Origin of the sequence: Sphingomonas hankookensis, from assembly GCF_028551275.1 — a bacterium.
Taxonomy (GTDB): domain Bacteria; phylum Pseudomonadota; class Alphaproteobacteria; order Sphingomonadales; family Sphingomonadaceae; genus Sphingomonas; species Sphingomonas hankookensis_A.
The window spans coordinates 33,770-46,027 of the sequence record NZ_CP117028.1 but is presented as its reverse complement, the minus strand read 5'-3'; the positions used below and the strand labels follow the sequence as shown (position 1 = coordinate 46,027).

Annotated in this window: 13 protein-coding genes and 1 pseudogene; 7 read left to right on the top strand and 7 right to left on the bottom strand. The window is 69.0% G+C overall.

The genetic code is table 11. From position 1 onward, the window contains the following. The first annotated feature begins 177 nt into the window (after window positions 1-177). On the top strand, window positions 178-489 hold the full coding sequence (locus PPZ50_RS18700) for a hypothetical protein (protein WP_066694063.1): 312 nt from the start codon (window positions 178-180) through the stop codon (window positions 487-489). Between the two features lie 62 nt (window positions 490-551). On the opposite strand, the gene PPZ50_RS18695 is transcribed toward PPZ50_RS18700, so the two are convergent. From PPZ50_RS18695 to PPZ50_RS18685, 3 genes are all read right to left on the bottom strand, one after another. Further along, window positions 552-1,046 (bottom strand): DUF427 domain-containing protein, encoded by a 495-nt coding sequence (locus tag PPZ50_RS18695; RefSeq protein WP_066694095.1) that lies wholly within the window; start codon window positions 1,044-1,046, stop codon window positions 552-554. Continuing rightward, window positions 1,043-1,408, bottom strand: coding sequence for a thiol-disulfide oxidoreductase DCC family protein (locus PPZ50_RS18690; RefSeq protein WP_066694066.1), 366 nt, complete (start codon window positions 1,406-1,408; stop codon window positions 1,043-1,045). Before PPZ50_RS18690 ends, PPZ50_RS18695 begins: the two co-directional genes overlap by 4 nt. Window positions 1,409-1,900: 492 nt before the next feature. Continuing rightward, on the bottom strand, window positions 1,901-2,470 hold the full coding sequence (locus PPZ50_RS18685) for a LuxR C-terminal-related transcriptional regulator (protein WP_066694075.1): 570 nt from the start codon (window positions 2,468-2,470) through the stop codon (window positions 1,901-1,903). A 129-nt stretch (window positions 2,471-2,599) separates the two neighbouring features. Between PPZ50_RS18685 and PPZ50_RS18680 the strand changes: the two genes are divergently transcribed. From PPZ50_RS18680 to paoC, 4 genes are all read left to right on the top strand, one after another. Continuing rightward, window positions 2,600-3,538 (top strand): NAD(P)/FAD-dependent oxidoreductase, encoded by a 939-nt coding sequence (locus tag PPZ50_RS18680; RefSeq protein ID WP_272815974.1) that lies wholly within the window; start codon window positions 2,600-2,602, stop codon window positions 3,536-3,538. Between the two features lie 404 nt (window positions 3,539-3,942). Then, on the top strand, window positions 3,943-4,569 hold the full coding sequence (gene paoA / locus PPZ50_RS18675; protein WP_066691158.1) for an aldehyde dehydrogenase iron-sulfur subunit PaoA: 627 nt from the start codon (window positions 3,943-3,945) through the stop codon (window positions 4,567-4,569). After that, window positions 4,566-5,516: an FAD binding domain-containing protein gene (locus tag PPZ50_RS18670; protein ID WP_066691155.1), complete on the top strand. Its 951-nt coding sequence runs from the start codon at window positions 4,566-4,568 to the stop codon at window positions 5,514-5,516. The genes paoA and PPZ50_RS18670 overlap by 4 nt, the downstream gene beginning before the upstream one ends. Window positions 5,517-5,520: 4 nt before the next feature. Continuing rightward, on the top strand, window positions 5,521-7,710 hold the full coding sequence (gene paoC / locus PPZ50_RS18665; protein ID WP_272815973.1) for an aldehyde oxidoreductase molybdenum-binding subunit PaoC: 2,190 nt from the start codon (window positions 5,521-5,523) through the stop codon (window positions 7,708-7,710). A gap of 72 nt (window positions 7,711-7,782) precedes the next feature. Here the strand turns inward: paoC and PPZ50_RS18660 are convergent. From PPZ50_RS18660 to PPZ50_RS18645, 4 genes and pseudogenes are all read right to left on the bottom strand, one after another. After that, a pseudogene (locus PPZ50_RS18660) lies at window positions 7,783-7,872 on the bottom strand (hypothetical protein); the annotation flags it as partial. Between the two features lie 98 nt (window positions 7,873-7,970). Continuing rightward, entirely contained in the window at window positions 7,971-8,255 is a 285-nt protein-coding gene (locus PPZ50_RS18655) for a CsbD family protein (protein ID WP_066691161.1), read from the bottom strand. 253 nt (window positions 8,256-8,508) lie between these two features. Continuing rightward, the gene (locus tag PPZ50_RS18650) at window positions 8,509-8,796 is read right to left on the bottom strand and encodes a type II toxin-antitoxin system RelE/ParE family toxin (RefSeq protein WP_066691149.1); all 288 of its coding nucleotides are present in this window, start codon (window positions 8,794-8,796) and stop codon (window positions 8,509-8,511) included. Beyond that, entirely contained in the window at window positions 8,793-9,068 is a 276-nt protein-coding gene (locus PPZ50_RS18645) for an antitoxin of toxin-antitoxin stability system (RefSeq protein ID WP_126015151.1), read from the bottom strand. The genes PPZ50_RS18650 and PPZ50_RS18645 overlap by 4 nt, the downstream gene beginning before the upstream one ends. A gap of 159 nt (window positions 9,069-9,227) precedes the next feature. On the opposite strand from PPZ50_RS18645, the gene PPZ50_RS18640 reads away from it, so the two are divergent. Both PPZ50_RS18640 and PPZ50_RS18635 read left to right on the top strand, forming a co-directional pair. Next, window positions 9,228-10,424: an AAA family ATPase gene (locus PPZ50_RS18640; RefSeq protein ID WP_066693471.1), complete on the top strand. Its 1,197-nt coding sequence runs from the start codon at window positions 9,228-9,230 to the stop codon at window positions 10,422-10,424. A 305-nt stretch (window positions 10,425-10,729) separates the two neighbouring features. Next, window positions 10,730-11,761 carry a ParB/RepB/Spo0J family partition protein gene (locus PPZ50_RS18635; RefSeq protein WP_066693469.1) on the top strand — a complete coding sequence of 344 codons (1,032 nt, stop codon included), beginning with the start codon at window positions 10,730-10,732 and terminating at the stop codon, window positions 11,759-11,761. The last annotated feature ends 497 nt before the right edge of the window (window positions 11,762-12,258 follow it).

Genomic DNA, 12,258 nt, shown 5'->3' with positions numbered 1-12,258 from the left:
TGCGGCGGGCGCATCCCAAGAGTTGGGAAATGGCGCCTGACAATGGCGGCGAATCCCACAGCTACAATTGTAGTCGTAGCGTAAGCTATTGATATTGCTGCCTTCGTAAAACTGGCACGGCGGGTGCAATGTTGTCGGCATCACCGGAACCAACCGGAAATTCAAGGGAGCCATAGCATGACCGTCATCCGCACCATCGCTTCGATCGTCCTCGGCCTGGCCGCGACCACCTCTGCCTTTGCCGCCGAGCCGGAAGCCGCCCCCGCCCCTGCCCCGTCGCCGGTCGCGGTCGCTGCCGGTGGTTCGGTCGCCACCAGCGTCACGCTGGCCGCCGGTCCCGCCGCGGTCGCGTTCAAGGCATCGCCCAACGCCCGCTACTGCTTCCGCACCGAAACCACCGGCAGCCGCATCCTGACCAAGGTGTGCAAGACCCGCGGCGAGTGGGAAGCCCGCGGCGTCGACCTGGACCGCGCGCTCGCCGGGCGCTGATCCTTCCCCGCCCCCACGCCTGCGCCGCCCCTGCTTCGTCATGAAGCGGGGGCGGTGTCACGTCACCAGCCCATCGTGCCCGGTGGCCCCTTGAACGGGCCGGCAAGGTCGGGGGTGATCCATCCGCCATAGAAGCCGCCCGGCTGCGGGGTGACGGTTACGCCGTCGACGGTGCAGCGGTCGAACGGGCCGGCATAGAAGGCGATGTGGCCGGCGAGGATGCGGAAGGCGGGCGTCGGGTCGGCATAGCTCCACCCAACCCGCGGCAGCACGGTATCGCCGACGACCACGTCCCAATAGCGCGCCTGCCCCTTCCATTCGCACAGCGACCGGCCGGGCGCGGGGCGCAGCAGCTCCATCGCAATATCGTCCTGGGGCAGGTAATAGCCGGGCGGGTGGCTGGTCTCCAGCGTGCGCACGGCGCGGGTCGTGTCGGCGATCACCCTGCCCAGATGTTCGATGCGGATGCGGCGGTCGCACGGCTCGGCGATGGCCGGGCGGGGAAAGTCCCACACGCTGACCTGCCCCGGCGCTACGGACTCGCGGCGCGGCGTCACCGCACCCACCGTCGCAGCGCGGGGCGGACGCGCAGGAAGCGGAGGTAGAGGCGTTCGAGCATGCGCAGCACGATGCGGTTGCGCGCGGCGAGGCCGAACGGGCGCAACAGCGGGATCGCGCGCCACATCGCGGCGAAGGCGGCGGCGCCCGACACCATCCGCCCGTTTTCGCGCGCGTGAAAGCGTTGCAGCAACAGGCCGCGATCGATCGGGGTGAAGGTGTCGGGGGTGCCGGCATCGATGAAGTCGATCCGCCGCCCCCGGTCGAGCCGCTGCATCAGCGCGATTTCCCGCCGGCACAGCGGACAGCCGCCGTCATACCACACGGTCAGCCGCGCCGGCGCGGACGGCCGGTCAGCCATGGGTCATCTGATAGAACAACACCAGCGCGAGGATCGCCATCATCAGCACGACGCCCAGATAGGTCATCAATATCTTGGCGGGGCGAGGCATGGGACGCAACCTTTCCGGGCGGCAGCGCCACCCTTTCATGTGTCGGGGCCAAGATGGGGAGCGGCGCGCGCGTGACAGCTGTACCAAGGGGCAAGGCCGGTACGATGGCGGCGGAAGTTGACACTTGCGGGTCGGCGGCGGGCGGACCGACCGGGAAAGGCGCCGGCTGCGGTTGTGCGCCCGCGCAGGAGGGGGGCGGCGTTCAGCAGAGCAACGGTTGCGCCCGTGACCCTGGACCCCGCCTGCGCGGGGGTACGGGTTGCGGTCGGGGACGCGGGGGGGCAACTTCGGCGAAGAAGCGGGACCCCGGATCCAGTCCGGGGTGACGTGGGGGTTGGGCGAGGTCCCCCCTGCCCCCCGTTTGCTTCGAGCCTGCCGAGAACCGAACGGGGCGGCGGGCGCTACAGCCCCTGTTCGACGGCGAGGCGGATCGCTTCGGCGACCGTGCGGCAGCCGAGCGCCTGCAGCATTTCCGCGCGGTGCAGCTTTACCGTGCGTTCGCTGATGCCCAGTTCATAGGCGATCTGTTTGTTGAGCAGCCCGCGCATCACCCCGTTCAGCACGTCGCGCTGGCGCGGGGTCAGGTTGGCGAAGCGGGCGGCGGCGTCATGGTCGGGGGGCGTGCCGACCTCGATCTGCGAGCCGAGCATGTAGCGCAGGCGCCCGTCGTCGCCGAAGATCGGCGCGAGCATGACGGCGTTGCGGAACGGGGTGCCGTCCTTCTTGTAATTGAGGATCTCGACCAGCGTCGCGCGACGTTCGCGGACGGCGGCGCGCAGTTCCTCGGTCGCGGTCTCCTCGGTATCCGCGCCGCGCAGGAAGCGGCAGTTGCGGCCGAGAATCTCGTCCTCGGCATAGCCGGTCAGGTCGATGAACGCCTGGTTGCAGGCGATGATCGGCGTGTCGGGCAGATTGGGGTCGCTGATGACGGCGGCGATGGCGCTTCCGGTAATCATTTCGCGCGGGGACATGGGCTGCTGACCGAACCGACCGGCGGCCCCGATTGGCCGCTCCAGATGGTTGCCTTTGCACCGGGAAACGCAGCGCGGCAACATCGTGTCCGGCCCGTGCGTTGCGTCGCAGCGAAAACGGGAGATGGCATGGTGGGCGAGATTGCGATCATCGGCGCGGGGATGGCCGGGCTGTCCTGTGCCACTGCGCTCCACGAAGCGGGACGGACGGTCACGCTGTTCGACAAGGGGCGGCGGCCGAGCGGGCGGATGGCGAGCCGGGCGGTGTCGGCCGACGGCCAGGATTTTGCGTTCGATTTCGGGGCGCTGTACATGACCGGGCGGGACGCGGGCTTCGTCGCGCAGTTGCAGGCATGGGAAGCGGCGGGGATCGCCGCGCGCTGGCCGGCGGCGGGCGAGGATGCGTGGGTCGGCACGCCGGTCATGGATGCGCCGCTGAAAGCGATGGCCGATGCGCTCGACGTGCGCTGGTCGAGCCATGTCCATGGGGTGCGGCGTGACGGCGGGCGTTGGCGGGTCGAGCTGGAGGGCGAAGCGGTCGGGCCGTTCGATGCGGTGGTGCTGGCGCTGCCGGCCGAACAGGTCGTGCCGTTGGCCGAGGGCGTGGACGATGCGCTGGCGGAGCTGGCGCGCGGGCATCGTTCGGCGCCGTGCTGGACGGTGATGCTGGGGTTCGATGCGGCGATCGATGCGCCGGATTTGCTCGACGGGCACGGGGTCATCGACCGGGCGGCGCGCAACCCGGCCAAGCCCGGCCATGGCGGGGGCGAGGCGTGGACGATCCATGCCGATGCCGACTGGTCGGAGCGTCATGTCGAGGCGGAGCGGGACTGGGTGGTGGCGCAGCTGACTGCGGCGCTGGGCGAGCGGGTGGCGGGGTTGCCGGCGCCGGTGGTCGGGGCGGCGCATCGCTGGCGCTATGCGCGGTCGGACGGCGCGGGCGTCGGGTGCTATTGGGCCGAGGGGCTGGGGGCGTGCGGCGACTGGCTGGTCGCGCCGCGGGTCGAGGGGGCGTGGGTTTCGGGGCGGGGGTTGGCGGCGAGGTTGACGTCGCAGACCAACGGTTGACGTACTCCGGTGCAGGCCGGGGTACGGGGGTGATCCTCGATCCTGCCGTACCCCCGCGCGGGCGGGGGCCGCAGGTGCTGGCCATGTCGGGATCGTTCGCGAGACCGTACCCCCGCGCAGGCGGGGGTCCAGGGTTACGGGCGGGGGCGCTTGTGGCTCTGGACCCCCGCCTGCGCGCGGGGTACGGGTTTGTTGGGGCACGGAGCGGCCGGCCGGCAGAAGAAGCGGGACCCCGGGTCGAGCCCGGGGTGACGGTGGGGGTGGGCTGACGGTGGAGGAAACGGGCGCGGGTGTCGGTTAGCGTACCAACGCCCTGCCCCCTGCACCCGAAACCGGTTCGCGGGCGTTACAAGTTTCGCTGCGCCCTGGTCTGCGCAGCATCCGGGGCAACAGAAAGCAGCATCATGGGCGAACCGTCCGATTTCGAACTCTCGCGCCGTGGCGTGCTGACCGCCGGGGCGGCCGGGGCCGCGCTGGTGGCGGCGCCATTGTCGGCGACGCAGGCGGCCCCCGCCCCTGCCCCGCCGGCGATGCCGGTGCGGCTGAACGTCAACGGGACGGTGCGCGAGCTGACGCTGGATACGCGGACGACGCTGCTGGATGCGCTGCGCGAGCATCTGCACCTGACCGGCACCAAGAAGGGCTGCGACCATGGCCAGTGCGGTGCGTGCACGGTGATGGTCGAGGGCAAGCGGATCAATAGCTGCCTGACGCTGGCGGTGATGCATGACGGCGATGCGATCACCACCATCGAGGGGCTGGGCACGCCCGAGCGGCTGCACCCGATGCAGGCGGCGTTCGTCAAGCATGACGGCTATCAATGCGGATATTGCACGCCGGGGCAGATCTGTTCGGCGGTGGCGGTGCTCGACGAGATCCGGCGCGGCATCCCCAGCCATGTGCAGGCCGACCTGACCGCCAAACCGCGCGCGACCAATATGGAGCTGCGCGAGCGGATGAGCGGCAATATCTGTCGCTGCGGCGCCTATTCCAACATTGCCGATGCCATGGCGGAGGTCGCGGGCGCATGAAGGCATTTACCTATGAGCGCGCGAAGGACCCGGCCGAGGCGGCGCGGATCGTCGCGACCCGGCCCGGCGCGAAATTCATCGCCGGCGGGACCAACCTGCTCGACCTGATGAAGCTGGAGGCGGAGACGCCGACTCATCTGGTCGATGTGCAGGATCTGAAGCTCGACCGGATCGAGCGGACGTCGGATGGCGGGCTGCGGATCGGGGCGCTGGTCAGCAATACCGACCTTGCCGCCCATGACCGGGTGCGGCGCGATTATGGCGTGCTGACGCGGGCGATCGTGGCGGGCGCGAGCGGCCAGTTGCGCAACAAGGCGACGACGGCGGGCAATCTGCTGCAACGCACGCGCTGTCCCTATTTCTACGACACCAACATGGCGTGCAACAAGCGCAAGGTCGGCTCTGGCTGTGCGGCGATCGGCGGCTATTCGCGGCAATTGGGCGTGATCGGTGTGTCGAACGACTGTATCGCGACCTTTCCAGGCGACATGGCGGTGGCGATGCGGGTGCTGGACGCGGTTATCGAGACGGTCGACGGCAGCGGGCAGACGCGGCGGATTCCGATCGCCGAGTTTCACCGGCTATGGGGTGACCGGCCCGATCTCGACACGGTGCTGAAACCCGGCGAGCTGATTACCGCGGTCACCCTGCCCCGTCCGATCGGCGGCAAACATTTTTACGAGAAGGTGCGCGACCGGGCGTCCTATGCCTATGCCTTGGTGTCGGTCGCGGCGGTGATCCAGCGCGACGGCACGGGGCGTGTGGCGTTCGGCGGCGTGGCGCCGCGTCCGTGGCGGGTCGAGGCGGCCGAGGCGTTGCTGCCGCAGGGTGCTGCCGCCGTGACGGCCCGGGCGTTTCAGGGCGCGACGCCGACCAAGGACAATGCGTTCAAACTGCCGCTCGCGACCCGCGCGCTGGCCTCCGTCATCGCGCAGGCGAAGGGGTAATTCCATGAAGTTCGAAACCCCCGCCGGCACCAATCCGATCGACCGGCAAATGGTGGTCGGCCGTCCGCGTGCGCGGATCGACGGGCCGAAAAAGGTCGCCGGCACCGCGCCCTATGCGTTCGAACATGCCCGCGACGTGCCGAATGCGGCCTATGGCGTGATCGTCGGGGCGGGCGTGGGCAAGGGGACGATCCGCTCGATCGACCTCAGCGCCGCGCGCGCTGCGCCGGGCGTGCTGGCGATCGTCACCGCCGACAGCGCGGGGCCGCTGGGCAAGGGGCGGATGAACACCGTCAAGCTGCTCGCCGGGCCGGCGATCGACCATTATCATCAGGCGGTGGCGGTGGTCGTCGCCGAAAGCTTCGAACAGGCGACCGCCGCTGCGCAGCTGGTGCGGGTCGATGTTGCGCGCATCAAGGGCTGGTTCGACCTGGAAGAGGGGCTGGCTAGCGCCAAGCCGGCGCCGGGTGACGACGGCAAGCCCGAGGCGCGGGTCGGCGATTTCGAAGGGGCTTATGCCGCAGCCCCAGTCAAGCTCGACGCCGAATATACCACGCCCGACCATAGTCATGCGATGATGGAGCCGTTCGCCTCCACCGCGCGCTGGGACGGTGACGCCCTGACGATCTGGACGTCGAACCAGATGGTCGATTGGGGGCGCGGCGATCTGGCCAAGACGCTGGGCATTCCCAAGGACAAGATCAATCTGCAATCGCCCTATGTCGGCGGCGGGTTCGGCGGGAAGCTGTTCCTGCGGGCGGACGCGGTGCTGGCGGCGCTGGGGGCGAAGGCGGCGAAGCGGCCTGTCAAGATCGCGATGGCGCGGCCGATGATGGCCAACAACGCCACCCACCGTCCCGCCACGAAGCAGCGCATACGGATCGGGTGCCAGCAAGACGGGACGATCACCGCGATCGCGCATGAAAGCGGATCGGGCGATCAGCCGGACGGCGGTCCCGAAGCGGCGGTCAACCAGACGAAATTGCTCTATGCCGGGGCAAACCGCCTGGCGGCGATGCGGCTTGCGGTGCTCGACCTGCCCGAAGGCAATGCGATGCGCGCGCCGGGCGAGGCGCCGGGCATGATGGCGCTGGAAGTCGCGATGGACGAGATGGCGGAAAAGCTGGGCATGGACCCGGTCGCGTTCCGCATCAAGAACGACACGCAGGTCGATCCGTCCAACCCGAACAAGCCGTTTTCGCAGCGGCAGCTGGTCCGCTGCCTGACCGAAGGCGCGGAACGCTTCGGGTGGGCGAAGCGCAATGCCAGGCCGGGGCAGGTGCGCGAGGGCAAATGGCTGCGCGGGATCGGCATGGCGGCGGCGTTCCGCAACCATGTCAACATGAAGTCGGCGGCGCGGGTGCGCCTGGTCGGCGGGCGGGTCGTGGTCGAAACCGACATGACCGATATCGGCACCGGCAGCTACACGATCATCGCCCAGACCGCCGCCGAGATGATGGGTGTGTCCGTAGAGGCGGTCGAGGTGCGGTTGGGCAACTCCGCCTATCCGGTGTCGGCCGGGTCGGGCGGGCAATGGGGCGCGCCGAACAGCACCGCGGGCGTCTATGCCGCCTGCGTCAAACTGCGCGAACAGGTTGCGGCCAAGCTGGGCCTCGGCGCCGATGCGGTGTTCGAGGGCGGGCAGGTGCGCGGCGGCGGACGGGCGGTGCCCTTGCGCGATGCCGGCGATCTCAGCGCCGAGGACAGGATCGAGTTCGGCGCGCTCGACAAGCAATATGCCTTTGCCACCTTCGGCGCGCATTTCGTCGAGGTCGCGGTCGATGCCTATACCGGGGTGACCCGCATCCAGCGGATGCTGGCGGTGTGCGCCGCGGGGCGGATCATCAACCCCGTCTCGGCGCGCAGCCAGGTGATCGGCGCGATGACGATGGGCGTCGGGTCGGCGCTGATGGAGGAGCTGGCGGTCGACAAGCGCTTCGGCCTGTTCGTCAACCACGACCTCGCCAGTTATGAGGTGCCGGTCCATGCCGACATCCCGCATCAGGAGGTCGTGTTCCTCGCCGAGGCGGACGAAAAGGCCAATCCGATGAAGGCCAAGGGCGTCGGCGAACTGGGCCTGTGCGGGGTCGGCGCGGCGGTGGCCAATGCGGTGTACAACGCGACCGGCATCAGGGTGCGGGAGTATCCGATCACGCTGGACAAGTATCTGGACAAGCTGCCGGCGGTGGTTTGAGTAGCGTCGCCCCGGGCTTGGTCCGGGGTGATGCTTGTTCTGCCGAGGACTGATCGACCCGGGGACGCCGGCACCCGCCGCCAACACGGCGGCCGCACAGCCGCCGGCCACCAGCCAGAAGCTGCCAAAGGCCTCCGCCGCCAGACGACGGGCATTGGCGATGGGACGAGGACGATCGCTGTCAGGCAGCACACGCTCCCGTCATGTCGGGAACGGCATTGCCGGCGGGCCGCGATGCCACGACCCGCCGGCGGTGGCGGTTATTCGCCGCGAAGGGTGTTGACGACCGCGATCGCGGCGACGCCGGCCAGCGTCGCGGCGAGGAACGGGCGTTCGCGCGCGAACTGGCGCGCCTGATCGATCAGCGGGCGGACGGTGGTTTCGAACGCATCCTTCGCGTCGCCATAGGTCTTCTGCACGGTGCCGCCCAGCTGGTCGGCCTTGCCCTGCCCGCGCAGCTTGTCGTTGCCGGTCGCCGCGCCGATGCCTTCCTTCAGCTTGCCGCCCAGATCGGTGGCCGCGCCGTTCAGCGTGTCGATGTTCATGGTTGGTCTCCGTCCGATTGCGAGGGAAACGTCGCGCGTCGGGATCGTCAGGCCGAACCCGTGCCAGCGAACGGGCAAGTCCGCATCGATGAACGGCGGGCGGGCCATGATGACGCCAAGCGCAACGACGAGCACGCACAACCCCGAACCCAGCGGAATATATCCTGGTATCTTTGCACTATGGCGCGCGTATCTTTGCAGGATCGCGACCGGAACGCACCATGACTTGGCCGGACGGGCAGACCCGCTGCGGCTATTCGGCGCGGAACGGCGGCCAGAGGCGGGCGGCGTGGATCAGGACTAGGATCCAGACGGTGTCGTCGGCGACTTCATAGACCAAGCGGTAACTGCGGTGTGGGGTGAGCTCGCGCGTCCCCGGCACCTCGCCTTCGTGGCCGGACAAGGGAAAGTCGGCGAGGCCGGCGGCCGCTTCGCCGAACGACCGGTCGAGGCGGACGGCGGCGGCGGGATCGCGCACGGACAGATAGTCCCAGATTGCCAGTCGGTCCGCCTCGGCCTCCGGCGTCCAGCGGACCTTCACTCCGGCGCGAGCGCGGCGCGGCGGGCGGCGAAGTCGGCTTCGACGGTATCCTGGTCACGGCCCTGCCCCGCCGCGACGGACCGGCGGGCGGCGGCGACCTTGCGCGCCAGCAGATCGGCATGATCCTGTCGAGCCTGTTCGCGCTGGATATAGTCGCGCATCAGTTCGCGGACGACCTGCGACGCCGGGCGATGGCTCGCCTCCGCCGCAGCCATGAAGGCATCGCGCAGATCGGGTTCGAGCTTCATGGTGAAGACGGCGGCTTTTGACATGGGCGTCCTCCGTTGGCGTACTGACAAGGTATATACCGTCAATACCTTGGCGGCAATGCGACGGCCGCACTGAATCAAACCGCGGTTATGCTTGCCGGATTGAAGGTTTTCATGACATAATGATGTGATCAGGGTTCAAACGGGCGGGTGCTGCGCAGCATGAATGCAATTACGGCACAGATCGGCGATCTGGCGGACGCCGGCGAGCGGATGATCGAGCGGCTGCGGCGCAAGGCGTTCCTGCCCGAAAGCCGCAAGGGCCTCAATGTCCGCTTCGGCATTGCCGAGGCGGCACAATTGCTCGGCTGTTCGACCAACCGCATCCGCATGGCGGAGGAGGACGGGCGCCTGCCCCCTGCCCCGGCCGCCGACAATGGCCGGCGCCTGGGATACAGCGTCGAGGAATTGCTGCACATGCGGCAGGTGCTGGGTGCCTCCCCCGCCCGTGCGCCGCTCGACGTGCCGGCGGTGATCGCGGTGCAGAACTTCAAGGGCGGGGTCGGCAAGTCGACCGTCACCACCCACCTCGCCCATTATTTCGCGGTACAGGGATACCGGGTGCTGGTGGTCGATTGCGACAGCCAGGCGACGACGACGACGCTGTTCGGCTTCAACCCGCATTTCAACATCACGCGCGAGGAGACGCTCTACCCCTATCTGTCGATCGATCCGACGCAGAACGACCTGTCCTATGCGGTCAAGGCGACGCCATGGCCCAATGTCGATCTGATCCCGTCGAACCTCGAACTGTTCGACGTCGAATATGAGCTGGCGGCGGCGGGATCGGACGGGGCGTCGGTGCTGGCGGCGCGGTTTCGCAAGCTGAAACAGGGGTTGATCGACCTTGCGCGGCATTATGACATCGTGCTGCTCGACCCGCCGCCGGCGCTCGGCACGATCAGCCTCGCGGTGATGCAGGCGGCGAACGCGCTGCTGGTGCCGCTGGCGGCGACGACGCCCGATTTCTGTTCGACGGTCCAGTTCCTGTCGATGATGGACCAGGTGCTGCAACAGCTGGGCAGCGCGGGGATCGAGGTCGATTACAGTTTCGTCCGGCTGATCTGTTCGAAGTTCGACGGCAACGACCCCAGCCATGCGATGGTGCGGGCGATCATGGAGCAGAGCTTCGGGCCGGCGCTGCTGCCCGTCCCGATCCTCGAATCGGCCGAGATCAGCCATGCCGCGATGCGGATGATGACGGTGTACGAGCTGGAAAAGCCGATCGGCACGCCCAAGACGCACAAGCGCTGCCGCGCGAATCTGGACGAGGCGATGGGACAGATCGAGCAGCTGGTGCGGCAGGGTTGGGGGCGGGTGGCGCCGGCGAGCGAGGAAGAGGTGGTGCATGCGGTTTGACAGCGCAAAGCGCGGCGGACGCGCGCGCAGCGCCAGTCAGCTCGAACCGCTCGGCCGACGGGCCAGCAGCCCGATCGACGGGTTCGCGCAGGCGGACCCGGCGGGGTTTGATCGCGGAGCGGCCGCCTTCTTCGTACCCCCGCGCAGGCGGGGGTCCAGGGTAACGACAGGACAGCGCCCGTGGCTCTGGACCCCCGCCTGCGCGGGGGTACGGTTCGTGGCAGGGTCAACCGATCTCGCCCCCCTCCGCGAACCCCCTTTCCTACATCGCCAAGTTCTGCATATGTTCCGCGCGGAGGTGACCCATGGCGCGTAAGCAATCCGATTATCTGGCCGCGTTGCTCGACGACGGCCCCTCCCCTGCCCCGGCCCCTACCGAACGTGGGTCCGAGCGGCTGCGCGGCACGACGCTGTTGGGCCGGGAATCGGCGCTGGCGCGGGTCGCGTCGGGCGAGGTGCGGCAGGTGACGCAGCTGCTGCTCGATCCGGCGCGGGTGCGGATCTGGCCGGGCAATGCGCGCTCCTATGCGCATCTGACCGAGGCGGGGTGCCGCGAGCTGATCGATTCGATCATCGCCGAGGGTGGGCAGAAGGTGCCGGCGGTGGTGCGGCGGGTCGAGGGCGATCCGGCGCATGATTATGAGGTGATCGCGGGCACGCGGCGGCACTGGTCGATTTCGTGGCTGCGCGCACACAGCTATCCCGACATGCAGTTCGTGGCGCAGGTCGCGACGCTGGACGACGAAGCGGCGTTCCGGCTCGCCGATCTGGAGAACCGCGCGCGGGCCGATGTGTCGGACCTCGAGCGCGCGCGCAACTATGCGGCGGCGCTGAAGACACATTACGGCAACCACGCGTCGCGCATGGCCGATCGGCTGAAGCTGTCGAAGGGCTGGCTGTCGAAGATGCTGCGGGTGGCGGCGCTGCCCGATGCGGTGGTCGCCGCGTTCGGATCGCCGGCCGAGGTGCAGCTGAAGGGCGGCTATGCACTGGCGCAGGCGCTCGACGACAAGGCGCAGGCGGCGGCGATCGTGGCGGAGGCGAAGGCGATCGCGCGCGAACAGGCGACGGCACGGGCGAAGGGGGCAGCGACCCTGCCCGCCGCCGATGTGTTGCGGCGGTTGCTCGACGCGCCGAAGCGGGGGACGAGCGAAACCGCCCCCCATATATGGCGGATGCCGTCCGGACGGCCGGCGATGACGGTGCAGAGCGCCAACCGGCAGGGTGTGACGCTGCGCCTGCATGCCGGGTCGGGCGCGAGTGTCGACGAGCTGACGCTGGGACTGCGTATCCTGTTGGCTGAGCTGGAGGCTCAGGGGCGCGGGTTGCAGCGGTGAGCGGGCAAGGTTTCCCCGGGGAAACTTTTCGCCGCGCGTGCGGGGCGGCCGGCGGGTGGCATGGGATGGCCTTGGATCGGGTTCACGCGAAGGCGCGAAGGGCGCGAAGGATATTCGCTCGCGACGAGCGTGGTCCCCTTGGCGCTGACTGGGTGGCTATCGGCGAAGCAGCCACGAACGCACCCCCTCTGCGCCCTCTGCGCCTCTGCGTGAACCAATGCTTTTCTTCCGGCGTACGGGAATGGAAAAGTTTCCCCGGGGAAACTTCGGGCCCGAGGCACCGCTCGGCATTCGGCGGCGGGTGGATAGCGCTGTCCCCGCCCCTGCCCGGCGCGGATGGCGCGACGTTCGGAATTTGGGATCGCGCGGAGGCGCGGAGGGCGCGGAGGCGGTTCGCTTGCGGTGGGCGTGGCTCTCTTTATCCAGGCAGAGGGTTGATCGCTGACGCCGCCCGGAACGCGACCCCTCCGCGCCCTTCGCGCCTCCGCGTGAACCCG